Origin of the sequence: Burkholderia sp. Bp8963, from assembly GCF_003854275.1 — a bacterium.
In the GTDB taxonomy this organism is placed as follows: domain Bacteria; phylum Pseudomonadota; class Gammaproteobacteria; order Burkholderiales; family Burkholderiaceae; genus Burkholderia.
Genome location: NZ_QTQP01000004.1, coordinates 161,623 through 185,516 on the forward strand (window position 1 = coordinate 161,623; position 23,894 = coordinate 185,516).

Annotated in this window: 19 protein-coding genes; 14 read left to right on the forward strand and 5 right to left on the reverse strand. The window is 67.9% G+C overall.

The features are described from left to right. The first annotated feature begins 57 nt into the window (after positions 1-57). The 5 genes from fba to DID96_RS05310 all read left to right on the forward strand — a co-directional run bounded on the left by fba (position 58) and on the right by DID96_RS05310 (position 5,200). Positions 58-1,122 carry a class II fructose-bisphosphate aldolase gene (gene fba, locus DID96_RS05290; RefSeq protein WP_124598208.1) on the forward strand — a complete coding sequence of 355 codons (1,065 nt, stop codon included), beginning with the start codon at positions 58-60 and terminating at the stop codon, positions 1,120-1,122. Between the two features lie 201 nt (positions 1,123-1,323). Beyond that, positions 1,324-2,214, forward strand: a complete 891-nt coding sequence (locus DID96_RS05295) for a phosphoribosylaminoimidazolesuccinocarboxamide synthase (protein WP_124598209.1) — start codon at positions 1,324-1,326, stop codon at positions 2,212-2,214. Positions 2,215-2,280: 66 nt separating this feature from the next. Further along, the gene (gene purE, locus DID96_RS05300) at positions 2,281-2,802 is read left to right on the forward strand and encodes a 5-(carboxyamino)imidazole ribonucleotide mutase (protein ID WP_006413303.1); all 522 of its coding nucleotides are present in this window, start codon (positions 2,281-2,283) and stop codon (positions 2,800-2,802) included. Between the two features lie 161 nt (positions 2,803-2,963). Continuing rightward, positions 2,964-4,160 carry a 5-(carboxyamino)imidazole ribonucleotide synthase gene (locus tag DID96_RS05305; RefSeq protein WP_124598210.1) on the forward strand — a complete coding sequence of 399 codons (1,197 nt, stop codon included), beginning with the start codon at positions 2,964-2,966 and terminating at the stop codon, positions 4,158-4,160. An 11-nt stretch (positions 4,161-4,171) separates the two neighbouring features. Continuing rightward, positions 4,172-5,200 carry an L-threonylcarbamoyladenylate synthase gene (locus tag DID96_RS05310; RefSeq protein ID WP_124598211.1) on the forward strand — a complete coding sequence of 343 codons (1,029 nt, stop codon included), beginning with the start codon at positions 4,172-4,174 and terminating at the stop codon, positions 5,198-5,200. 204 nt (positions 5,201-5,404) lie between these two features. Here DID96_RS05310 and DID96_RS05315 read toward each other — a convergent pair whose 3' ends face one another. From DID96_RS05315 to dacB, 3 genes are all read right to left on the reverse strand, one after another. Then, positions 5,405-6,544, reverse strand: a complete 1,140-nt coding sequence (locus DID96_RS05315) for an SGNH/GDSL hydrolase family protein (RefSeq protein WP_124598212.1) — start codon at positions 6,542-6,544, stop codon at positions 5,405-5,407. Between the two features lie 100 nt (positions 6,545-6,644). Further along, positions 6,645-7,562: a sterol desaturase family protein gene (locus DID96_RS05320; protein WP_124598213.1), complete on the reverse strand. Its 918-nt coding sequence runs from the start codon at positions 7,560-7,562 to the stop codon at positions 6,645-6,647. A gap of 199 nt (positions 7,563-7,761) precedes the next feature. Then, positions 7,762-9,297, reverse strand: a complete 1,536-nt coding sequence (gene dacB / locus DID96_RS05325) for a D-alanyl-D-alanine carboxypeptidase/D-alanyl-D-alanine-endopeptidase (RefSeq protein WP_124598214.1) — start codon at positions 9,295-9,297, stop codon at positions 7,762-7,764. Between the two features lie 218 nt (positions 9,298-9,515). Here dacB and DID96_RS05330 point away from each other — a divergent pair, with 218 nt between their 5' ends. The 6 genes from DID96_RS05330 (at position 9,516) to DID96_RS05355 (ending at position 15,006) form a co-directional block, all read left to right on the forward strand. Continuing rightward, positions 9,516-10,178 carry a response regulator gene (locus tag DID96_RS05330; protein WP_124598215.1) on the forward strand — a complete coding sequence of 221 codons (663 nt, stop codon included), beginning with the start codon at positions 9,516-9,518 and terminating at the stop codon, positions 10,176-10,178. A 3-nt stretch (positions 10,179-10,181) separates the two neighbouring features. Beyond that, on the forward strand, positions 10,182-11,519 hold the full coding sequence (locus DID96_RS05335) for an ATP-binding protein (RefSeq protein WP_124598216.1): 1,338 nt from the start codon (positions 10,182-10,184) through the stop codon (positions 11,517-11,519). 200 nt (positions 11,520-11,719) lie between these two features. Then, positions 11,720-13,204, forward strand: a complete 1,485-nt coding sequence (locus DID96_RS05340; RefSeq protein WP_124598217.1) for a DegQ family serine endoprotease — start codon at positions 11,720-11,722, stop codon at positions 13,202-13,204. A gap of 96 nt (positions 13,205-13,300) precedes the next feature. Beyond that, entirely contained in the window at positions 13,301-13,738 is a 438-nt protein-coding gene (locus tag DID96_RS05345) for a carboxypeptidase-like regulatory domain-containing protein (protein ID WP_124598218.1), read from the forward strand. 157 nt (positions 13,739-13,895) lie between these two features. Then, positions 13,896-14,267 carry a DUF427 domain-containing protein gene (locus DID96_RS05350; RefSeq protein WP_124598288.1) on the forward strand — a complete coding sequence of 124 codons (372 nt, stop codon included), beginning with the start codon at positions 13,896-13,898 and terminating at the stop codon, positions 14,265-14,267. Between the two features lie 28 nt (positions 14,268-14,295). Continuing rightward, positions 14,296-15,006 carry a CoxG family protein gene (locus DID96_RS05355; RefSeq protein WP_124598219.1) on the forward strand — a complete coding sequence of 237 codons (711 nt, stop codon included), beginning with the start codon at positions 14,296-14,298 and terminating at the stop codon, positions 15,004-15,006. Between the two features lie 44 nt (positions 15,007-15,050). Here the strand turns inward: DID96_RS05355 and DID96_RS05360 are convergent, their stop codons facing one another. Next, positions 15,051-15,692 carry a TetR family transcriptional regulator gene (locus DID96_RS05360; RefSeq protein WP_124598220.1) on the reverse strand — a complete coding sequence of 214 codons (642 nt, stop codon included), beginning with the start codon at positions 15,690-15,692 and terminating at the stop codon, positions 15,051-15,053. 401 nt (positions 15,693-16,093) lie between these two features. Between DID96_RS05360 and DID96_RS05365 the strand changes: the two genes are divergently transcribed. From DID96_RS05365 to DID96_RS05375, 3 genes are read left to right on the forward strand one after another with little or no spacing between them, the layout of a single operon-like run. Further along, complete coding sequence (locus DID96_RS05365; protein ID WP_124598221.1) at positions 16,094-17,407, forward strand: efflux RND transporter periplasmic adaptor subunit; 1,314 nt, start codon at positions 16,094-16,096, stop codon at positions 17,405-17,407. Positions 17,408-17,422: 15 nt separating this feature from the next. Continuing rightward, positions 17,423-20,623 carry an efflux RND transporter permease subunit gene (locus DID96_RS05370; RefSeq protein ID WP_124598222.1) on the forward strand — a complete coding sequence of 1,067 codons (3,201 nt, stop codon included), beginning with the start codon at positions 17,423-17,425 and terminating at the stop codon, positions 20,621-20,623. Next, entirely contained in the window at positions 20,623-22,149 is a 1,527-nt protein-coding gene (locus tag DID96_RS05375) for an efflux transporter outer membrane subunit (protein ID WP_124598223.1), read from the forward strand. Before DID96_RS05370 ends, DID96_RS05375 begins: the two co-directional genes overlap by 1 nt. A gap of 204 nt (positions 22,150-22,353) precedes the next feature. Here DID96_RS05375 and DID96_RS05380 read toward each other — a convergent pair whose 3' ends face one another. Next, complete coding sequence (locus DID96_RS05380; RefSeq protein WP_124598224.1) at positions 22,354-23,727, reverse strand: nucleobase:cation symporter-2 family protein; 1,374 nt, start codon at positions 23,725-23,727, stop codon at positions 22,354-22,356. Between the last annotated feature and the right edge of the window lie 167 nt (positions 23,728-23,894).

Consider the following 23,894-nt stretch of genomic DNA (forward strand, 5'->3'; position numbering starts at 1 on the left):
GGGCCAGGCTGCGCCGGCGCACAGGGCGCACCGCTTTTCATTCCAAGGAGTTCCACAATGCCTCTCGTTTCAATGCGTCAATTGCTGGACCACGCGGCAGAACACGGCTACGGCCTGCCGGCGTTCAACGTGAACAACCTGGAGCAGGTCCAGGCGATCATGGCGGCGGCGGACCAGGTCGGCGCGCCCGTGATCATGCAGGCGTCGGCCGGCGCGCGTAAGTACGCGGGCGAGCCGTTCCTGCGCCACCTGATCGAAGCGGCGGTCGAGTCGTATCCGCACATCCCGGTCGTGATGCACCAGGACCACGGCCAGTCGCCGGCGGTCTGCATGGCGGCGATCCGCAGCGGCTTCACCAGCGTGATGATGGACGGTTCGCTCGAGGCGGACGGCAAGACGGTTGCATCGTACGAGTACAACGTCGACGTGTCGCGCAAGGTGGTCGAGATGGCGCACTCGATCGGCGTGACGGTCGAGGCGGAACTCGGCGTGCTCGGCTCGCTCGAGACGATGAAGGGCGACAAGGAAGACGGCCACGGCGCCGAGGGCACGATGACCCGCGAGCAGTTGCTGACCGATCCGGAGCAGGCTGCCGACTTCGTGAAGCTCACGCAGTGCGACGCACTCGCAATCGCGATCGGCACGTCGCACGGCGCGTACAAGTTCTCGAAGAAGCCGACGGGCGACATCCTGTCGATCCAGCGCATCAAGGAAATCCACGCGCGCATTCCGAACACGCACCTCGTGATGCACGGCTCGTCGTCGGTGCCGCAGGAGCTGCTGGAAGAAATCCGCCAGTTCGGCGGCGACATGAAGGAAACCTACGGCGTGCCGGTCGAGGAAATCCAGGAAGGCATCAAGCACGGCGTGCGCAAGATCAACATCGACACCGACCTGCGTCTCGCGATCACCGGTGCGATCCGCCGCTACCTGTTCGAGAACCCGGGCAAGTTCGATCCGCGCGACTACCTGAAGCCCGCGCGCGAAGCCGCAAAGAAGATCTGCGTCGACCGTTACCTCGCGTTCGGCTGCGAAGGCCAGGCCGCGAAGATCAAGCCGGTTTCGCTCGACAAGATCGCCGAGAAGTACAAGGCAGGCGAGCTCGCGCAGGTCGTGCGCTGAGACTGTAGTACGATCCGGGGCTGCCGGCCGGCGAAATTGCGCCGGCCGTGACCGCCTCGTCCGGCCGAACAAGGGCCGGCCGGCACCGTCCGGGCGCAGTCGCCCGGCCGGAGCGCCGACGTATCGCAAGGCCGCCGTTCCCGCTTTCAGCCGGGGAACGGCGTTTCCCTTTTTGTTTGGCTCCTTATCTGCGAAAAGACGATGTCTACCCTTTACGAATCCACGCTCCGCTCGCTGCCGCTCCTCGGCCGTGGCAAGGTCCGCGACAACTACGCGGTCGGCAACGACAAGCTCCTGATCGTCACGACCGACCGCCTGTCGGCATTCGACGTGATCATGGGCGAGCCGATTCCGAACAAGGGCCGCGTGCTGAACCAGATGGCGAACTTCTGGTTCGACAAGCTCGCGCACATCGTCCCGAACCATCTGACGGGCGACGCGCCGGAGTCGGTCGTCGCGGCCGACGAGGTCGAGCAGGTCAAGGGCCGCGCGGTGGTCGTCAAGCGTCTCGAGCCGATCCTGATCGAAGCCGTCGTGCGCGGCTACCTGGCCGGCAGCGGCTGGAAGGAATACCAGGCGAGCGGCGCCGTGTGCGGCGTCAAGCTGCCGGAAGGCCTGCAGAACGCGCAGAAGCTGCCCGAGCCGATCTTCACGCCGGCCGCGAAGGCCGAGATGGGCGAGCATGACGAGAACATCACGTTCGAGGAAACCGAGCGCCGCATCGGCACCGAGCTGGCCGCGACGATCCGCGACATCTCGATCAAGCTGTACAAGGAAGCGGCCGACTACGCGGCGACGCGCGGCATCATCATCGCCGATACCAAGTTCGAATTCGGTCTCGACAACCACGGCAAGCTGTACCTGATGGACGAAGCGCTGACGGCCGACTCGTCGCGCTTCTGGCCGGCCGACCAGTACCAGGTCGGCACGAACCCGCCGTCGTTCGACAAGCAGTTCGTGCGCGACTGGCTCGAGGCACAGCCGTGGGGCAAGACGGCGCCCGCGCCGGCGCTGCCGGCCGACGTCGTCGAGAAGACGGCCGCGAAGTATCAGGAAGCGCTCGAGCGCATCACGGGCCAGCCGCTCGCCTGAGCGAGCTTTGCATGGGACCCGGGTAAGCGCTGAAGCTCAGCTCGGGTCGACTGAGGAACGCAAGAAATGAGTGAAGTCCAGACCGCCCACACGCACAGCGCGCCGCTCGTCGGCGTGCTGATGGGTTCGAGTTCCGACTGGGACGTAATGAAGCACGCAGTGGCCATCCTGCAGGAGTTCGGCGTGCCGTACGAGGCGAAGGTCGTGTCCGCGCACCGGATGCCCGACGAGATGTTCGACTATGCCGAGAAGGCGCGCGAGCGCGGCCTGCGCGCGATCATCGCCGGCGCCGGCGGCGCCGCGCACCTGCCCGGCATGCTCGCCGCGAAGACGACGGTGCCCGTGCTCGGCGTGCCGGTCGCGAGCAAGTACCTGAAGGGCGTCGATTCGCTGCACTCGATCGTACAGATGCCGAAGGGCGTGCCCGTCGCGACCTTCGCGATCGGCGAGGCCGGCGCGGCGAACGCGGCGCTGTTCGCGGTATCGATCCTGTCGGGCACGTCGGTCGACTACGCGAACCGGCTTGCCGCGTTCCGCGTGCGCCAGAATGAGGCCGCGCATGCGATGGTGCTGCCGCCGCTGGAGTGACGGCACCGGCCGTCCAGGCCCCGGGCGCTCGCGAACGGGCTGCCCCGGCGTGAGCCGCCTGCGGAACGGGCGTCCTGCATCGGGCCGCCCGGCCGGCGGCCGCCGAACCCGAATTGTCCTCACTGTGGCGGGCACGATGCCTGCTGCAACCGACCACTGACATGACTGCAACTCCTGCATCCACTTCCCCGATCCTGCCCGGCGCCTGGCTGGGCATGGTCGGCGGCGGCCAGCTCGGCCGCATGTTCTGCTTTGCCGCGCAATCGATGGGCTATCGCGTCGCCGTGCTAGATCCCGATCCGACGAGCCCCGCCGGCACGGTTGCCGACCGCCACCTGCGCGCCGCGTATGACGACGAAGCCGCGCTCGCCGAGCTGGCGGCGTTGTGCGAAGCGGTGTCGACCGAGTTCGAGAACGTCCCGGCCGCGAGCCTCGATTTCCTCGCGCGCACGACGTTCGTCGCGCCGGCCGGCCGCTGCGTCGCGGTCGCGCAGGACCGGATCGCGGAAAAGCGGTTCATCGAAGCGTCCGGCGTGCCGGTCGCGCCGCACGTCGTGATCGAGTCGGCGGCGGCGCTCGCCGCGCTCGACGATGCCGCGCTCGACGCGGTACTGCCGGGCATCCTGAAGACCGCGCGCCTCGGCTACGACGGCAAGGGGCAGGTGCGGGTGCGCAGCGCGCAGGAAGCGCGCGACGCGCACGCGGCGCTCGGCGGCGTGCCGTGCGTGCTGGAGAAGCGCCTGCCGCTGAAGTACGAGGTGTCGGCGCTGATCGCGCGCGGCGCCGACGGCCGCTCGGCCGCGTTCCCGCTCGCGCAGAACACGCACCACAACGGCATCCTGTCGCTGACGGTCGTGCCTGCGCCGGCCGCAGACGCCGCGCTCGTCGAAATGGCGCAGCAGGCCGCGGTGCGGATCGCCGACACGCTCGGCTACGTCGGCGTGCTGTGCGTCGAATTCTTCGTGCTCGACGACGGCTCGTTCGTCGCGAACGAGATGGCCCCGCGCCCGCACAATTCCGGCCACTACACGGTCGATGCATGCGCGACGAGCCAGTTCGAGCAGCAGGTGCGCGCGATGACGCGCATGCCGCTCGGCAATCCGCGCCAGCACTCGCCGGCCGCGATGCTGAACATCCTCGGCGACGTCTGGTTCCCGGACGGCGGCGCAAACGCGTCCGTCACGCCGCCGTGGGACCAGGTCGCCGCGATGCCGGCCGCGCATCTGCACCTGTACGGCAAGGAAGAGGCGCGCGTCGGCCGCAAGATGGGCCACGTGAACTTCACGGCCGCGACGCGTGACGAAGCGTTCGGCGCGGCCACCGCGTGCGCGCAGCTGCTGCGCGTGCCGCTCGACTGAGCGCCGTGGCGATGTCCAGCGATCTTCCGAAATCCGTGACGCGCGAACAGATCGACGCAGCCGCCGCGCTGCTCGATGTGGGCGAGCTCGTCGCGTTTCCGACCGAAACCGTCTACGGGCTCGGCGGCGACGCGGCGAATCCCGACGCCGTCGCGCGCATCTACGCGGCGAAGGGCCGGCCCGCGAACCATCCGGTGATCGTGCACCTGCCGCCGGGCGGGGATCCCGGCTGGTGGGTCGAGAGCCTGCCCGACGACGCCCGGAAGCTGATCGACGCATTCTGGCCCGGCCCGCTGACGCTGATCCTGAAGCGCCATCCGCGCATTCCGGATGCGGTGAGTGGCGGGCAGGACTCGGTCGGCCTGCGCTGCCCGTCGCATCCGGTCGCGCAGGCGCTGCTCGCCGCGTTCAGCGCGCGGCGCGGCGGGCACGGCGGCGTCGCCGCGCCGTCCGCGAACCGCTTCGGGCACGTGAGCCCGACGACCGCGCAGCACGTGCGCGACGAATTCGGCGACACGGTGCACGTGCTCGACGGCGGGGCGTCGGAAGTCGGCATCGAATCGACGATCCTCGACCTGTCGCGCGGCTTCCCGGCGCTGCTGCGTCCGGGCCACGTGAGCCCGCAGCAGATCGCCGACGTGCTTGGCCGCGCACCGCGGCTGCCGGACGGTAGCGACGCGACCGCGCCGCGCGCTTCCGGCACGCTGAAGGCGCACTACGCGCCGCGCACGCCGCTCGCGCTGCTGCCGTTCGATCAACTGGAGCCGCTGCTCGCGGCCGCGCACGCGGCGGGCGAGCGGGTCGCGCTCGTCGCTCGTGCGTCGCTGGCGGGCCGCTGGGCGCAGGCCGCCGACGTGCATTTCGTCGCCGCGCCGGAAGATCCGCAGGCCTACGCGCGCGACCTGTACGGGATGCTGCGCGCGCTCGACCGCGCGGACGTCGCGCGGATTCTCGTCGAGAAGCTGCCGGATACGGTCGAATGGATTGCGCTCAACGATCGCCTCGGCCGCGCGGCGGCCGCGTTCGACGCGCAGCGCTAGCGCGCGGCAATCCGCGCAAGCTGCAAGGCCGCGCGATTTCAGGCCGGTTCCAGGCCGCTTGCAGACCGCATTCAGGCCGACTCCCGCGCCGCAAGAACGAACGCCCGACCGGCGAACCGGTCGGGCGTTTTCGTTTCACGACGTTCGCTGCGTACCCCGGCCCGCTGCGTCCGGCCGGGGTGCGTCGTGACAGTGTCGCGGCGCTTACTTGCCGACGCCGGATGCCGCGATCTGCTTCTCGACGAACTGCGCGACCAGCGCACCCATGTGCGTCGACGGGTGGACCGTGTCGGCGAACATGTAGGTCTGGTCCGCGTTCGCGGCCGTGTAGGTTTGCGGCGAGCAGAACAGCGACGAGCCGAATGCGCTCGGCATCGGCGCACCGAACGCCTTCGCCGCGTTGATCATCGCCTGCAGGTTGCACGCAGTGCCGGTGTTCGACACGGTGAAGCCGTTCGCCTGGTAGTTGGCGGTGATGCCGTCCTGCCACGTGAAGGTGTCCATCAGCACGTACTTGGTCGGGTCGACCTTGAGCGCCGCCAGCGTCGCGACCAGCGTCTGGTTGAACAGCCCCGACAACTGCGTGAACACGGCCTGCGTGCCGCTCGACACGGCCAGCGGCGTGCCGCCGATGTCCGGCACGTTCGACACGAACACGTGCGTGCCGCCTGCCGCGACGATCTGCTGGACGATGCCCGCGTACTGCTGCGCGGCGAGGCCGATCGCCTGCGCCGCCGCGAGTTGCGCGGCCGGCGTGTTGCCCTGTGCCTGCGCGACCTGTGCCTGATAGAAGATGTCGTTCGCGCCGCCGTTGAGCAGCACGATCTGGCCTGCATTGAAGCTGCTGTGCTGCGTCAGATACTGCTTGAGCTGATCGGCGATCGGGATCGTCGTCGCCTGCGCGTAGTCGGAATTCGCGACGCTCGCGTCCGCGTGGCCGATACCCGGCTGCAGGGTGACGCGCGCGCCGCCCTGTGCATAGCCGAGGCCGCCCGTCGCCTGCAGCGGCACGCCGAAGCCGCCCTGATTCGCGGGCTGCAGCGTGTCGCCGTAGTAGGTCGCGACGAGCTGCGTCCAGACCTGCCCCGGATTGGTCGTGAAGCGCCCGCCGCCGAAGCCGAGCAGGATCTGCGAATAGGTGCCGACATCGGACAGGCTGTCGCCGAACGACACGATCTGCATCTTCACGCCGGACGGCGGCGTATTCGACGCGCTGCTGCCGTTGTTGTTGTCGCCGCCGCCGCAGGCGGCGAGCAGCGCGAACGCGGCGCCGGCGATCGCGAGTTGCGCGGTGCGCAGCAGGCGCTGGCGCGTGCGGGACGGTGCGTGTCGTTGTGGTTGCATCGATCGATCTCCTCGTAGATATGGCCTGATGGGTGTCATCTGCCGCGCGCTTGCTCAGGTGCGGGCCACGCGGCGGCCGTTGGCTGAAATTGAAATGGTTCTATTGGCTTCGGTTCGTGGCCATCGGGGCGGCAGCTCGCGGATCGTGCAGCGCGACATCGGCGCTTCGCGCATGATAAGCGCTCGCCCACTCGGGCGGGCCGAAAACCGCGCGCAGCTTGTCGCGCCACCCCGCGACGCGCCACGCATCGGCGGCCATCGACCCCCATTCGTGGAACGTCGCGACGAGCGGATTGTTCGAGCCGAGCCGCTCGACGATCCCGTACTGCGGCGGATCGTCCGCGATTTCCTCGACGAAGCTGCCGAACAGGCGATCCCAGATCACGAGCACGCCTGCGTAATTGCGGTCGATATAGCGTGCGTTGCGCGCGTGGTGCGCGCGGTGGATCGACGGCGTGTTGAACACGTACTCGACCCAGCCGAGCTTGCCGATCGCCTGCGTGTGCACGAAGAACTGGAACGCGAGGTTGATCAGCACGATGCCGACGATCTGCTGCGGCGGAAAGCCCATGAGCGCGAGCGGCAGCCAGAACAGCCACATGCCCGCGACCGGGTACATCAGGCTCTGGCGAAACGCGGTCGAAAAGTTCATCCGCTCGGACGAGTGGTGCACGACGTGCGCGGCCCACAGCCAGCGCACGCGATGGCTCGCGCGATGGAACACGTAGTAGAGCAGGTCCTGCGCGACGAACAGTACGGCGAACGACAGCCAGCCGTCGTGCCACGTGAAGACGCGATAGTGCCGGTAGCAATACGCATACACCGGAATCACGAACAGCCACGCGAGCTTGTCCGCGCCCTGGTGCATCAGCGCGAGCGCCGCGTTGCACAGCGTGTCGCGCCAGCTGTAGACGGCGTCCTGCGGACGGGTGCGCGCGAGGTGCCAGGCCTCCCAGCCGATGCTGAGCAGGAAGACGGGCGCCAGCGCGAGCAGAAGCAATTCGACGTCGAATCGCATGGGCGTGTCTCCTCCTTTCCCCTGCAAGCCTTCAGGCCGGGCAATCGGCCCGTTTGTCATATTGGTCAGGCCAACAGCCTACGCAATCGGGTCGCGGTAGGCGAGGGGGGAGCGTAGAGGGTTCCCTCAGAGGACAGGGTTTCTACCGAAGCCGCGCCGTGCGGGGCTGCGCGGTGCGGCCCCGTTTTCTGGTTTCAGATCAGTGCGCGCCCGCGTGCACCCATTCGAGCAGGCTGTCGTGCGCGGCGCGCGCGGCTTCCGCGTGATCGTCGTTGATGAAGCTGACGACGACGTAGCTCTGGCCGTCCGTGCCGGCGACGTAGCCCGCGATCGCGCGCACGTCGCGCAGCGTGCCGGTCTTGATGTGCGCGTTACCGAGCACGTCCGCGTTGGTGAGCCGGTTTTTCATCGTCCCGTCGATGCCGGCGATCGGCAGCGAATCGATGAACGCCTGCGCGACCGGGCTCGCGTTCGCGGCCTGCAGCAGCGCGGCGAGCGACTGCGCGCTCACGTGCTCGTCGCGCGACAGGCCCGAGCCGTTGTCGAGCACGAGCTCCGGCATCGCGATGCCGCTTTTCTGCAGAAACGCGCGGATCACGCGGCTCGACTGCTCGGGCGTCGCGGGCGGCTTGCCGGCGACCGCGCCGATCGTCAGGAACAGGTTGCGCGCCATCACGTTGTTGCTGAACTTGTTGATGTCGTAGACGATGCTGCCGAGCACCGGGCTGTGATGCACGGCGACGGGCCGCGCGGTCGTCGGCACCTTGCCTTCGCTGACCGGGCCCGCGATGGTGCCGCCGTCCTGCTGCCACAGCGCAAGGAAGCCGCGCGCGAAGAACGACGTGTGGTCGAGGATCGCGAGGTTCGTCGTGCGTGCGCCGCAGCGCAGCGGGACGTCGCCCGCGAACGACGCGGTCAGCATCCCGTCGCCCGCCGTCAGCGTCGGCCGCGCGGCCGACGCCGCCGCGCCGCACGAGCCGTTGCCCTCGCGGAGCTGGTTGTCGATCGACAGGTTCGCGAGCGGCGGCAGCACGTCGACCGCGACCTTGCCGTCGTCGCCGGGCGTCACCGTGAACGACACCGCCTTGAATGCGTACAACAGCGGATCGGGGCCGACGTTGTACGGCGCGCTCGAATCGTCGTCGAATGCGGGCAGGTCGCGCGTCGACGCTGCGAAATAGGTCTTGTCGAGCACGAGGCCGCCGCTCACTCGCTTGATGCCGGCCTTGCGGATCTTGTCGACGAGGTCGATCAGCTCCTCGGGCACGAGTTTCGGATCGCCTGTGCCCTTGATGTAGAGGTTGCCCTGCAGCGTGCCGTCCGGGTCGACCGGGCCGTCCGCGTATGCGCTCGTGCGCCAGCGGAAGTCGGGGCCGAGGATCGACAGGCCCGACCAGGTCGTGACGAGCTTCATCGTCGACGCGGGCAGCATCGGGCGGCTCGCGTTCCACGCAACGAGCGGCTCGGGATCGCCGACCCGCTCGACGACGACGCTGATCGCCGACGCGGGCACCTTCGCGCGCTGCAGCGCGACGAGCACGGACGGCGGCAGTCCGGCCGCGCGCGCGGCAGCGGACACGACGGGCGTCTTGTGCGGCGCCTTGTGGAGCAGCGTCTTGCGGGCTTGAGCGGGCGGTGCGAATGCGAGGACGGTACAGGCGGTGAGGACGGCGGCCGCACGCGCGCAGAGGCGGGCGCGGGGCGCGAGCCGGGCGGAAAGGACGGAAATCGGCATGGACGAATACGGAAAGGCGGGGGCTCGAGCGGGGCGCGCGCGGCGCCAAAGCGCCCATTGTAGAGACAACGGACGACAGATCCGATGAAATCCGTCCGGCACCGTGCGCGATGCGCGCGCGAGCCGCCCTCCCGCCCGACCCGCCAGCCTGCCGCGCAGACGATCCGCGGCGCTACAATGGTCGGCATGATTCACTCGTCCCATGGATGCCGACCCAGATGCGGATATTGCTTGTCGAAGACGACCGGATGATCGCCGAGGGCGTGCGCAAGGCGCTGCGCTCGGACGGCTGCGCGGTCGACTGGGTGCAGGATGGCGACGCGGCGCTCACCGCGCTCGGCGGCGAGACGTACGACCTGTTGCTGCTCGATCTGGGGTTGCCGAAGCGCGACGGCATCGACGTGCTGCGCACGCTGCGCGCGCGCGGGCTGGCGCTGCCGGTGCTGATCGTCACCGCGCGCGACGCGGTTGCCGATCGCGTGAAGGGCCTCGACGCGGGCGCCGACGACTACCTCGTCAAGCCGTTCGATCTCGACGAACTCGGTGCACGGATGCGCGCGCTGATCCGCCGCCAGGCGGGGCGCAGCGAATCGCTGATCCGTCACGGCGCGCTGACGCTCGATCCCGCGTCGCATCAGGTCACGCTGGAAGGCGCGCCCGTCGCGCTGTCGGCGCGCGAGTTCGCGCTGCTCGAGGCGCTGCTCGCGCGGCCGGGCGCGGTGCTGTCGAAGAGCCAGCTCGAGGAGAAGATGTACGGCTGGGGCGAGGAGATCGGCAGCAACACAGTCGAGGTCTACATCCACGCGCTGCGCAAGAAGCTCGGTTCGGACCTGATCCGCAACGTGCGCGGGCTCGGCTACATGGTCGTCAAGGAAAGCTGACGCGTGAGGTCGATCCGTCATCAATTGCTGATCTGGCTGCTGGCGATCGTCGTCGCCGGCGTGTGCCTTGCCGGCTGGCTGATCTACCGGCAGGCGCTCGCGGAGGCGAACGAGCTGTTCGACTACCAGCTGCAGGAGATCGCCGCGGCGCTGCCGTCCGAGCCGTTCTCGCAGGTGTTCGGCTCGCGCACCAATGGCGACGAAGGCATCGTGATCCAGATCTGGAACCGCAACGGCGTGCTGATGTACTTCTCGCATCCGCGCGCGCCGATCGCGCCGCGTGCCGAGCTCGGCTTCTCGACCGAGCGCACCGACCGCGGCGAATGGCGCGTGTACGGCGCGATCGTCGGCGACAACGTCGTGCAGCTCGCGCAGCCGGTGTCGGTGCGCAACCGGCTTGCGGCGAACGTCGCGCTGCGCACGCTGTGGCCGCTGATCGTGCTGCTGCCGTTCCTCGGCGCGGCCGTGTGGATGATCGTCGGCCGCGGGCTCGCGCCGCTGCAGCGCGTGACGCGCGCGGTCGAGGCGCGCCGGCCCGAGGCGCTCGATCCGCTGCCCGATTCGCCGCTGCCGCTCGAGGTGCAGCCGCTCGTGCACGCGCTGAACCGGCTGCTCGCGCGGCTGTCCGCCGCGCTCGACACGCAGAAGGCGTTCGTCGCCGATGCCGCGCATGAGCTGCGCACGCCGCTCGCGGCCGTGCAGATCCAGGCGCAGCTCGTCGCGCGCGCGAGGGACGACGAATCGCGCCGCGAGGCGCTCGCCGACCTGCAGGATGGCGTGACGCGCGCGACGCGCCTCGCCGAGCAGCTGCTCGCGCTCGCCCGCGCGGAGCCGGACGGCGGCACGGTGCGCGAGGCGATCGACCTGCAGGCGCTGCTCGTCGAATGCGTGGCCGCGCACGCGCCGCTCGCGCAGCGGCGCGACATCGACCTCGGTTTCGAGGACGCGCAGCCCGCGCGGGTCGTCGCCGACGTCGCCGCGCTGCGCGTGATGTTCGGCAACCTGCTCGACAACGCGGTCAAGTACACGCCGGACGGCGGCCGCATCGACGTGTCGCTGATGCGCGATGCGGCGGGCCGCGCGTGCGTGCAGATCGGCGACAGCGGGCCGGGGATCCCGGCCGACGAGCGCGAGCGCGTGTTCGACCGCTTCTACCGGGACAGCACCGCGCGCGCGCGTACCGACGTGTCCGGCAGCGGGCTCGGGCTCGCGATCGTCAAGCGCGTCGCGGCGCAGCAGGGCGCGACGGTGTCGCTCGGCGACGCGACGGCGGGCGGCCTGCTCGTCAGCGTCGTGTTTCGCGACGCCGAGGTGCCGGCGGCGGTGCCCGCGGCCGTCTGAGGCCCGCTGGCCCGCTGGCCCGCTGGCCGGGGTCCGGCATGATTTCCGAACAGCAGCGCCGGCCAGCAGCGTCGGCCGGAAATCGCGCGCCAGGCTGTGCGAACGGGCCGATTCCGCCGTTCAGACCCCGCTCAACGCCGATTAAGCCTCCTTTAAGACAGCACCGGTACGCTGCGTCACAACAATGAGGAGGTCCTACGATGAACACCCGATTCCTTGCGCGTGGAGCCGTTGCCGTCGCAGTGGCCGCCGCGCTGTCCGCCACTTATATCGCGGGCACCCGGCATGCCGATCCGCAGATCATCTCGCCCGCGCAAGCGGCCGCGCTGATGCCGGCCGAAGCGGCCGCGAAGACCGGCATCCCCGATTTCTCCGGGCTGGTCGAGACCTACGGGCCCGCGGTCGTGAACATCAGCGCGAAGCACGTGGTGAAGCAGGTCGCGCGGCGCATGCCGCAGCAGCAGCTTCCGGTCGATCCGAGCGATCCGTTCTACCAGTTCTTCAAGCACTTCTACGGACAGATGCCGGGCATGGGCGGCGATGCGCAGCCGGACGACCAGCCGAGCGCGAGCCTTGGCTCGGGGTTCATCATTTCTGCCGACGGCTACATCCTGACGAACGCGCACGTGATCGACGGCGCGAACGTCGTCACGGTCAAGCTGACCGACAAGCGCGAATACAAGGCGAAGGTCGTCGGCGCGGACAAGCAGTCCGACGTCGCGGTGCTGAAGATCGACGCGAGCGGCCTGCCGACGGTGAAGATCGGCGATCCGGCGCAGAGCAAGGTCGGCCAGTGGGTGGTCGCGATCGGCTCGCCGTACGGCTTCGACAACACCGTGACCTCCGGCATCATCAGCGCGAAATCGCGCGCGCTGCCTGACGAGAACTACACGCCGTTCATCCAGACCGACGTGCCGGTGAACCCCGGCAACTCGGGCGGCCCGCTGTTCAACCTGAAGGGCGAGGTGATCGGCATCAACTCGATGATCTATTCGCAGACGGGCGGCTTCCAGGGGCTGTCGTTCGCGATCCCGATCAACGAGGCGATCAAGGTCAAGGACGAACTCGTGAAGACCGGCCACGTGAGCCGCGGCCGCCTCGGCGTCGCGGTGCAGGGGCTGAACCAGACGCTCGCGAGCTCGTTCGGCCTGTCGAAGCCGGACGGCGCGCTCGTCAGCTCGGTCGACCCGAGCGGCCCGGCCGCGAAGGCGGGCCTGCAGCCGGGCGACGTGATCCTCGCGGTCAACGGCTCGCCGGTGGCCGATTCGACGACGCTGCCGTCGCAGATCGCGGGCCTCAAGCCCGGCTCGAAGGCCGAGCTGCAAATCTGGCGCGACAAGTCGAAGAAGACGGTCAGCGTGACGCTCGGCTCGATGGCCGACACCAAGGTCGCGTCGAGCGACGGCGGTCCGGTCGAGCAGGGGCGCCTCGGCGTCGCGGTGCGGCCGCTCACGCCGCAGGAGCGCAGCGCGACGCAGCTGTCGCACGGGCTGATCGTCCAGCAGGCCGGCGGTCCCGCGGCGGGCGCGGGCATCCAGCCGGGCGACGTGATCCTCGCGGTGAACGGCCGGCCGGTCACGAGCCCCGAGCAGCTGCGCGACGCGGTGAAGAATGCGGGCAACAGCCTCGCGCTGCTGATCCAGCGCGATAATGCGCAGATCTTCGTGCCGGTCGACCTGAGCTGACCGGCGCGAACAGGCGTCAGGCCGGGCGCGGCGGCAACGCCCGCTTGCGTACCGTGGTGCCCGGCATCCCTTCCGACCCAAAAGGAGAGAAGAGCCATGCAACATTCACGCAGCGTTTCCCGATTCGCGATCGCCGCGGCGCTGGCCGTCGGCGTCGCGACCGGCGCAACCGGCGCATACGCGCAGTCGGACGGCCTGCCCGCCGCACATCAGCAGGGCGACGTCAGCTTCGTGTCAGGCGGCATCGGGCAGGACGAATCGACCGCGTTCCAGCGCAACGAGGCCGCTTGGCCGCTCGCGTTGCGCTTCACCGGCGCGGGCGGCGAATTCCTTGCCGACGTCCACGTGCGGATCACCGACGCGAAGGGCGCCGAAGTGCTGAAGACCGACGCGCACGGGCCGTACATGCTCGTGAAGCTGCCGCCGGGCCGCTACACGGTGACGGCGTCGTACCAGGGCAAGGACGAAGCGCACGACGTGACGGTCGGCGCGAAGGGCGGCGCGAAACAGGCGTTCACCTGGAGCGCGAAATGAACGTTGTAGCGCGGAACGTTGCAGCGCGGCGTTAGCCGCAGTCGCGCAATTCGTGCGACTTTCGCCCATAATGAAAACCACGGCGTTCGTGCCGTGGTTTTTTTCGTTTCCGGTGCCCACCCTGGCCCGCCTGCCGGGCCCTCCGCAGGGGAGAACGATGTCCGACCCAGCCGATTCCTGCTTCGATTCCCGCTTCGAAATCGTGCCGAACCGCCATCGCGTGCGCGTGATCCATCAGGGGATTACGTATGCCGATTCCGTCGGCGCGCTGACCGTGCGCGAGTCCGGCAGGCCGGACGTCCATTACCTGCCCCGCGCCGACGTCAACATGAAGCGGCTCGTACGGTCGGCGTTGACGACCGTCTGCGGGATCAAGGGGCACGCGAGCTACTTCGATTTGCAGACCGAAGACGGCGTCATCGAGAGCGCCGCATGGAGTTACGAGGAACCGAAGGAGGCGGCCAGGGCGCTCGAGCGCTATGTCGCCTTCGACGTCGCCCGGGTCGACAGTCTGGTCGAAACGTCCTGATGCGGCGAGCGTTCATCGCGGAGGCAACATGGAGCTGAACGACGCGTTGCGCATCCCGCTTGCGCCGTCGGTCGTCAGGGATGCGCTGGAGGACATCGCGCTGTTGCGCGCGAGCTTCGACCATTGCGAATCGTTGGCGGTGCTCGCGCGCGGCGAATACGCGCTGACGCTGACCGTGCCGCTCGGTCCGTTGCGCGCGCGCTACGACGTGCGTGCGCACGTCACGGGCGAGCAGGGCGATGCGCAAGGGCAGCCGCGCCGGATCCTGAGCTTCAAGGCGCGCGCGGACGGCATGGGTGCATTGCGCGGCCAGATCGAGCTCGTACTGCTGCCGGAATCGGACGATGCGGAGGCCGCTCGCATCGAGTATGTTGTGTGGGCAACGGCCTCCGGGCCGCTCGCCGAGCTGCCGGCGCGGCAGATCGAGAACGCGCTGCGCGAATGGGCAGACGATTTCTTCAGCGAATTCTGCGAGGTCGTGCAGGCCAAGCACGGACTCGCACCGAACCGCGCACGCACGGGCCCGCTGCGGCGCCAGTACGTGTTCCTGCGGCCTGCGCTGCTCGCGGGCGTGACGAAGCGTCCACCGCTGCAGCATGTCGGCGGCGCGCTGACCGGGCGCGCGGCCAGCGCGCTCCATCATCGTGGGTCAGCGCCGGTTCCCGGCTGGGCCTGGGCGGTGATGATCGTGTTCGCCGCGTTACTGTTCTACGCGGCACGCTGGTTCAACGTCGGCTGAACGTCCGACCGGCGCTGGCCGCCGGCCGCGGCCCCGCGCCCGCATCAATCGTCGTCCTTCAGCATCGCCGGGCTGTAGCGCAGCATGTCGAAGCAGCCGTCAACGAGCTTTTCCGCGTGCTTTTCCGCGTCGATTTCACCGGGCAGCATCAGCATGTCGCGCACGAAGCCGCTGACGAGCGTGTGCAGCATCAGCGTCGCGCGCCACGTGTCGAGCCGGTCGGGCAGCAGCTTCAGCCGGACGGCCGCCGCGAGATCGGCGTCGATCGTGTGCAGCGCCTCGCTCATCCCGGCGCGATTGCGCTGCAGCAGCGGCTCCATGTCCGCGACGTACTCGCACTTCATGAACAGGATGCTGAACACGCGACGCAGCTGCGAGTCGCGCTGCACGCCCAGCAGGCACCAGATCAGGATCTTGCGGATTTTCTCGAGCGGATTGCCGCCGGGCGCGTCGCTCGGCATCGTCTTCAGCTCGTCGATCGGCAGGAAGACGCGGTCGAACATCGCGTCGAACAGCTCGGCCTTGTTCGCGAAATGCCAATAGATCGCGCCGCGCGTCACGCCGGCGTGCTGGGCGATGTCGGCGAGCGACGTGTGCGACACGCCCTTCTCGAAAAAGACGTGTTCGGCGGCGTCGAGGATGCTGTTGCGCGTCGCAAGCGCTTCCTCCTTGGTGCGTCTGACCATGTGCAGGCCTGAATGGATCGATCAGTGGGACGGAACAAATAAGGTTTGCACCCTCGTCGCGGCCGTGCAAACGGGCTATGCTTGCCGCTGGTAATAATTTGTAAGACTTGGCGGTGCTGGCAGCGCGAGGGGCTTTTTACATACATTCGTGAATGTATATACAATACCACCCTACGATCGAATGACCAAAGTGGCAATCAGTTAATATCCCACTCTGCTGATTCCCGCCCCAAGTACCAGTCCGCAGTTCGCGGCGTCTCGTCGGCATGGTGGTCTCGTGCCGCTTGCTGTATCCGGCAGTCCAGTAATTCAGGTGTTCGATCAGCGCCGTGAGGCGCATCCGTGTTGCGCTCCCGTCGGGCGCCGCACTCATTCCATTGGTTACACACAGAGGTCGCTCCATGCGCGTCGAACGGGTTCCATACCGCTTACTCACTGTCGCGACGGCCGCCGTTTTCCTGGCCGCGTGCGGGAAAAAAGAATCGGCACCGCCGCCGCAAACGCCGGAAGTCGGCGTCGTCACCGTCCAGCCGCAAACCGTCCCGGTGTTCACCGAACTGCCGGGCCGCACCAACGCATTCCTCGTCGCGCAAGTGCGCGCGCGGGTCGACGGCATCGTGCTGCGCCGCGAATTCACTGAAGGCACCGACGTCAAGGCCGGCCAGCGCCTCTACAAGATCGACCCGGCGCCGTACATCGCACAGCTGAACAGCGCGAAGGCATCGCTCGCGAAGGCGCAGGCGAACCTCGCGACGCAGAACGCGCTCGTTGCGCGCTACAAGGTGCTCGTCGCCGCGAACGCGATCAGCAAGCAGGACTACGACAACGCGGTGGCCGCGCAAGGGCAGGCCGCTGCCGACGTCGCGGCCGGCAAGGCTGCGGTCGACACCGCGCAGATCAACCTCGGCTACACGGACGTCGTGTCGCCGATCACGGGCCGCGTCGGTATCTCGCAGGTCACGCCGGGCGCCTACGTGCAGGCGAGCCAGGCGACGCTGATGTCGACCGTCCAGCAGCTCGACCCGGTCTACGTCGACCTCACGCAGTCGAGCCTCGACGGGCTGAAGCTGCGCCAGGACGTGCAGAGCGGCCGGATCAAGACGAGCGGCCCGGGCGCGGCGAAGGTGTCGCTGATCCTCGAAGACGGCAAGACCTATTCGGAGCCCGGCAAGCTGCAGTTCTCGGACGTGACGGTCGATCAGGCGACGGGCTCGGTGACGATCCGCGCGATCTTCCCGAACCCGGGCCGCGTGCTGCTGCCGGGGATGTTCGTGCGCGCGCGCATCGAGGAAGGCGTGAACGAGAACGCGTTCCTGGTGCCGCAGATCGGCGTCACGCATGACCAGAAGGGCCAGGCGGTCGCGATGGTGGTCGGTGCGGACAGCAAGGTTGCGCCGCGTCAGTTGACGACGACGGGCATGCAGGGTCAGGACTGGGTCGTCGAAGGCGGCCTGCAGGCGGGCGACCGCGTGATCGTGCAGGGGATCGACAAGGTGCGTCCGGGCGCGACCGTGAAGGTCGTGGCGGCCAAGCTCGCGTCGGCGTCGGCGTCGGTGCCGGGCGCCGCGCCGGGTACCGCCGCGGCACCGGCCGCGGGTTCGTCCGCTGATGCGTCGTCGGGTGCGCCTGCCGCCGCATCGAATGCGGCCGCATCGGGTGTCGCGCCGGCAAGCGCTGCCGCGGGTTCGTCCGCCGCTGCGTCGGGCGCGCAATAACAGGGAGCCTGTTTCATGGCAAAGTTTTTTATCGATCGCCCGATCTTTGCGTGGGTGATCGCCATCATTCTGATGCTGGCGGGCGTCGCGGCGATCTTCTCGCTGCCGATCGCGCAGTATCCGACGATCGCGCCGCCATCGATCCAGATCACCGCGAACTACCCGGGCGCTTCCGCGAAGACGGTGGAAGACACGGTGACGCAGGTGATCGAGCAGCAGATGAGCGGTCTCGACAACTTCCTGTACATGTCGTCGACGAGTGACGACTCGGGCACGGCGACGATCACGCTGACGTTCGCGCCGGGCACCAACGCCGACATCGCGCAGGTCCAGGTGCAGAACAAGCTGTCGCTCGCGACGCCGATCCTGCCGCAGGTCGTGCAGCAGCTCGGCCTGTCCGTGACGAAGTCGAGCAGCAGCTTCCTGCTGGTGCTGGCCTTCACGTCGGAAGACGGCAGCATGAACAAGTACGACCTCGCGAACTACGTGGCGTCGCACGTGAAGGACCCGATCAGCCGGATCAACGGCGTCGGCACCGTCACGCTGTTCGGCTCGCAGTACGCGATGCGGATCTGGCTCGACCCGACGCGCCTGACGAACTACGGCCTGACGCCGACGGACGTCACGTCCGCGATCACGTCGCAGAACGTGCAGATCGCCGGTGGCCAGATCGGCGGCACGCCGGCGACGCCGGGCACGATGCTGCAGGCGACGATCACCGAGTCGACGCTGCTGCAGACGCCGGAGCAGTTCGGCAACATCCTGCTGAAGGTCAACCCGGATGGCTCGCAGGTGCGCCTGAAGGACGTCGCGAAGATCGGCCTCGGTGGCGAGAACTACAACTTCGACACGAAGTTCAACGGCCGTCCGTCCGCCGCGCTGGGTATTCAGCTCGCGACCAACGCGAACGCGCTCGCGACCGCGAAGGCCGTGCGCGCGAAGATCGACGAGCTGTCGAAGTACTACCCGCACGGCCTCGTCGTCTCGTATCCGTATGACACGACGCCGTTCGTGCGCCTGTCGATCGAGGAAGTGGTCAAGACGCTGCTCGAAGGTATCGTGCTCGTGTTCCTCGTGATGTATCTGTTCCTGCAGAACCTGCGGGCGACGATCATCCCGACGATCGCGGTGCCGGTCGTGCTGCTCGGCACGTTCGCGGTGATGTCGGCAGTCGGCTTCTCGATCAACACGCTATCGATGTTCGGTCTCGTGCTCGCGATCGGCCTGCTGGTGGACGACGCGATCGTGGTCGTGGAGAACGTCGAGCGCGTGATGGCCGAGGAAGGCTTGTCGCCGAAGGAGGCGACCCGCAAGGCGATGGGCCAGATCACCGGCGCGCTGATCGGCGTTGCGCTCGTGCTGTCGGCGGTGTTCGTGCCGGTCGCGTTTTCGGGCGGTTCGGTCGGCGCGATCTATCGTCAGTTCTCGCTGACGATCGTATCGGCGATGGTGCTGTCGGTGCTGGTCGCGTTGATTCTGACGCCGGCACTGTGCGCGACGATCCTGAAGCCGATTCCGCAGGGTCACCACGAAGAGAAGAAGGGCTTCTTCGGCTGGTTCAACCGCACGTTCAACCAGAGCCGCGACAAGTACCACGTCGGCGTGCACCACGTGATCAAGCGCTCGGGCCGCTGGCTCATCATCTACCTGGTCGTGATCGTCGCGGTCGGCCTGCTGTTCGTGCGCCTGCCGAAGTCGTTCCTGCCCGATGAAGACCAGGGCCTGATGTTCGTGATCGTGCAGACGCCGTCCGGCTCGACGCAGGAAACCACCGGCAAGACGCTCGAGAACATCTCGAACTACCTGCTGAACGACGAGAAGGAGATCGTCGAATCCGCGTTCACGGTCAACGGCTTCAGCTTCGCGGGCCGTGGCCAGAACTCGGGTCTCGTGTTCGTCCGCCTGAAGGATTACGCGCAGCGTCAGCACGCGAACCAGAAGGTCCAGGCGCTGATCGGCCGGATGTTCGGCCGCTACGCGGGCTACAAGGACGCCATCGTGATCCCGTTCAACCCGCCGTCGATTCCGGAACTCGGCACCGCCGCCGGCTTCGACTTCGAGCTGACGGACAACGCGGGCGTGGGCCACGACGCGCTGATGGCTGCGCGCAACCAGTTGCTCGGGATGGCCGCGAAGGATCCGACGCTGCAGGGTGTGCGCCCGAACGGCCTGAACGACACGCCGCAGTACAAGGTGGATATCGACCGCGAGAAGGCGAACGCGCTCGGCGTCACCGCAGCGGCGATCGACCAGACGTTCTCGATTGCGTGGGCGTCGCAGTACGTGAACAACTTCCTCGACACCGACGGCCGGATCAAGAAGGTCTACGTGCAGTCCGACGCACCGTTCCGGATGACGCCGGACGACATGAAGATCTGGTACGTGCGCAACGGGTCGGGCGGGATGGTGCCGTTCAGCGCGTTCGCGACCGGTCACTGGACCTACGGTTCGCCGAAGCTCGAGCGCTACAACGGCATCTCGGCGATGGAAATCCAGGGCCAGGCCGCACCGGGCAAGTCGACCGGTCAGGCGATGGCGGCGATGGAATCGCTCGCGAAGAAGCTGCCGGAAGGCGTCGGCTATTCGTGGACGGGCCTGTCGTTCCAGGAAATCCAGTCGGGTTCGCAGGCGCCGATCCTGTACGCGATCTCGATCCTGGTCGTGTTCCTGTGTCTGGCGGCACTGTATGAAAGCTGGTCGATTCCGTTCTCGGTGATCATGGTCGTGCCGCTCGGCGTGATCGGTGCGCTGCTCGCGGCGACGATGCGCGGCCTCGAGAACGACGTGTACTTCCAGGTCGGCCTGCTGACGACGGTGGGCTTGTCCGCGAAGAACGCGATCCTGATCGTCGAGTTCGCGCGCGAACTGCAGCAGACGGAGAAGATGGGGCCGGTCGAGGCCGCGCTGGAAGCGGCGCGCCTGCGGCTGCGTCCGATCCTGATGACGTCGCTCGCGTTCATTCTCGGCGTGATGCCGCTCGCGATCAGCAACGGCGCGGGTTCGGCGAGCCAGCACGCGATCGGTACCGGGGTGATCGGCGGGATGATCACGGCGACGTTCCTCGCGATCTTCATGATCCCGATGTTCTTCGTGAAGATCCGCGGAATCTTCAGCGGCGAGAAGGAAGACGTCGACGAGGCGCTGCGTCTTGCGCAGGATCACCTGCACCAGGCCGGGAAGGGCGACCACGGCGACGACGAGAAGAAGGGGCAGTGATGATGCAAAAACACGCTTTGACTGCAATCGCAGTCGCGCTCTTCGCCACGGGCTGCACGATGGCGCCGCACTACACGCGGCCCGATGCGCCCGTCTCGCAGGCGTTCCCGTCGGGCGGCGTCTATGCGACGCAGCCGGCCGCCACGGCCGGCGCGCGCAGCGCGAACGGCCAGGCGGCGACCGACATCGGCTGGCGCGAGTTCTTCGTCGATCCGCGCCTGCAGCGGCTGATCGAGCTCGCGCTGAAGAACAACCGCGACCTGCGGGTCGCGGTGCTGAACATCGAGGCCGCGCGTGCGCAGTACCAGATCACGCGCGCGGACCTGTTCCCGAAGCTCGATGCCGTTGGCAGCGGCTCGATCCAGCGCCTCCCGGCTGGCGTGTCGACGACGCGCGCGCCGCTGATCTCGCGCAGCTACAACGTCGGGCTGCAGGCGCAGTGGGAACTCGACCTGTTCGGCCGGATCCAGAGCCTGAAGGACCAGGCGCTCGCGAAATACCTCGCGACCGCGCAGGCCCGCAAGGCGACCGAGATCCTGCTGGTGTCGCAGGTCGCGGACCAGTACCTGACGGTGCTGTCGACCGACGACCTGCTGAAGGTGACGGAAGACACGCTGAAATCCGCGCAGGCGTCGTATGACCTGACGAAGCTGAAGTTCGACAACGGCACCGGCTCGGAACTCGACCTGCGCCAAGCGCAGACGATCGTCGAGACGGCGCTCGCGAACCAGCAGGCGCAGGCGCGCGCACGCGCGCAGGCGTTGAACGCGCTGGTGCTGCTGGTCGGCGAGCCGTTGCCGGACGACCTGCCGCCGGGGCTGCCGCTCGACGCGCAGAACTTCCTGACCGACATCCCGGCCGGGCTGCCGTCGGATCTGCTCACGCGTCGTCCGGACATCATGGAAGCCGAGCAGAACCTGCTCGCGGCGAACGCGAACATCGGCGCGGCGCGCGCGGCGTTCTTCCCGAAGATCTCGCTGACGGGCGCGTTCGGCACCGCGAGCCCGACGCTCGGCGGGCTGTTCAAGGCCGGCACCGCGGCGTGGTCGTTCGCACCGCAGATCGCGGTGCCGATCTTCGAGGGCGGCGCGAACCTCGCCAATCTCGATCTCGCGCACGTGCAGAAGCGTATCGAGATCGCGAACTACGAGAAGGCGATCCAGTCGGCGTTCCGCGAGGTGTCGGATGGCCTGGCCGCACGCGGCACGTACGACCAGCAGATCGCCGCGCTGCAGCGCAACGAGCACGCGCAACAGCGTCGCTACGACCTGTCGGACCTGCGCTACAAGAACGGCGTGGACAGCTACCTGTCGGTGCTGACCGCGCAGACCGACCTGTATTCGGCGCAGCAGTCGCTGATCAGCGCCCGGCTTGCACGCTGGACGAACCTCGTCGACCTGTATCGCGCGCTGGGTGGCGGCTGGATCGAGCGGGCCGGCGAAACGGCGCGCCCGGCCGATCAGCCGGTCGACTACGGCAAGGCGGCGGCGCCTGCGCCGGCGTCGGGCGCTGCGACGAACGGGTAAGCGGGCCGGTCATCGCGATGCATGGCGGGCAACCGCCAACGTCGCGCCGGCCGGCATTGCGTGCGTGACGCAACACACGATACGCAGGCAATGCCTCGCACATGACAACGCCACGGATGAAAGTCCGTGGCGTTTGTTTATGGGCAGGGGCTTTGCACGTGCAAAGTTGGTGCGCTTGCTTTCGAGCCGGCACGCGACGGGCGGTCAGTGCAGATCGACCGGCCGCCCGTCGAAATCGTGGCCTGCGCGGCGGATGTCGCATTTCGCTTCCTTCTCGCCCTTCACGCCGTTGAACACGATATTCAGGACCACCGAGGTTACCGATGCGAGCAGGATGCCGCTGTGCAGGATCGGTGCGAGCGCGGACGGCAGCTTCGAGAAGAAGTGCGGCGACACGACCGGCACGAGACCCATGCCGATGCTCACGGCGACGATGAACAGGTTGTTGTGGTTGTTCACGAAGTCGACCTTCGACAGCACCTTCACGCCGTTCGCCGCGACCATCCCGAACATCACGATCCCCGCGCCGCCGAGCACGAACGGCGGCACCGACGCGACGACCTGCGCCATCTTCGGGAACAGGCCGAGCATCACCAGGATCACGCCACCCGTTGCGCAGACGAAGCGGCTCTTCACGCCCGTCACGCCGATCAGGCCGACGTTCTGCGAGAACGACGTATGCGGGAACGAGTTGAAGATGCCGCCGATCAGCGTGCCGAGGCCGTCGACGCGCAGGCCGCGCACGAGACGCTCCTGGTCCACCGGACGCTCGACCATGTCGCCGACCGCGAGGAACATCCCGGTCGATTCGATGAACGTGACGAACATCACGGTGACCATCGTCGCGATCGACAGCGGATCGAAATGCGGCCAGCCGAAGTGGAACGGCATCACGAATCCGACCCACGGCGCGAGCGCGACGCCGTCCGTGTCCACGCGGCCGATCGCGAATGCGATCACGAAGCCCGCGACGATGCCGAGCAGCACCGAGATGTTCGCGATGAAGCCGCGGCCGAACTTGTTGATCAGCAGGATCAGCGTGAGCACGAGCAGCGACAGGCCGAGGAAGACGGGGCTGCCGTAGTCCGGATTGCCGACGCCGCCTGCTGCCCAGTTGATGCCGACTTCCATCAGCGACAGGCCGATCACGGAGATCACCGTGCCGACGACGACGGGCGGGAAGAATCGCAGCAGCTTGCCGATCATCGGCGCGAGCACGATGCCGATGATGCCGGCCGCGATCGTCGAACCGAAGATGTCGAGAATGCCGAGGCCGGGGTTCGTGCCGATCGCGATCATCGGGCCGACCGCCGCGAACGTGCAGCCCATGATCACGGGCAGGCGGATCCCGAAGATCCACAGGCCGAGCGTCTGGATCAGCGTCGCGATACCGCACGAAAACAGATCGGCGCTGATCAGGAACGCTATCTGGTCTTTCGGCAGCTTGAGCGCGCCGCCGACGATGAGCGGCACGGCGACCGCGCCGGCGTACATGACGAGGACGTGTTGAAGACCGAGGGTTACGAGCTTGCCGGTCGGCAACACTTCATCGCACGGATGGACCGTGTTCGATTGCATCTGTCTCACTCCATGATCTTGTTTTCAGGGTGATATGAAGTTATGCGGAACGGCCCCCCGCAACAAGAGCACTGGGTTCTATTCCGTTCTTTGCTGGTTCGATATGCCAATCCGGCATGGAGCAGGGTGTCGAGCATCGGGAATCTGCCGCAGGAGTGAGGTTTCCC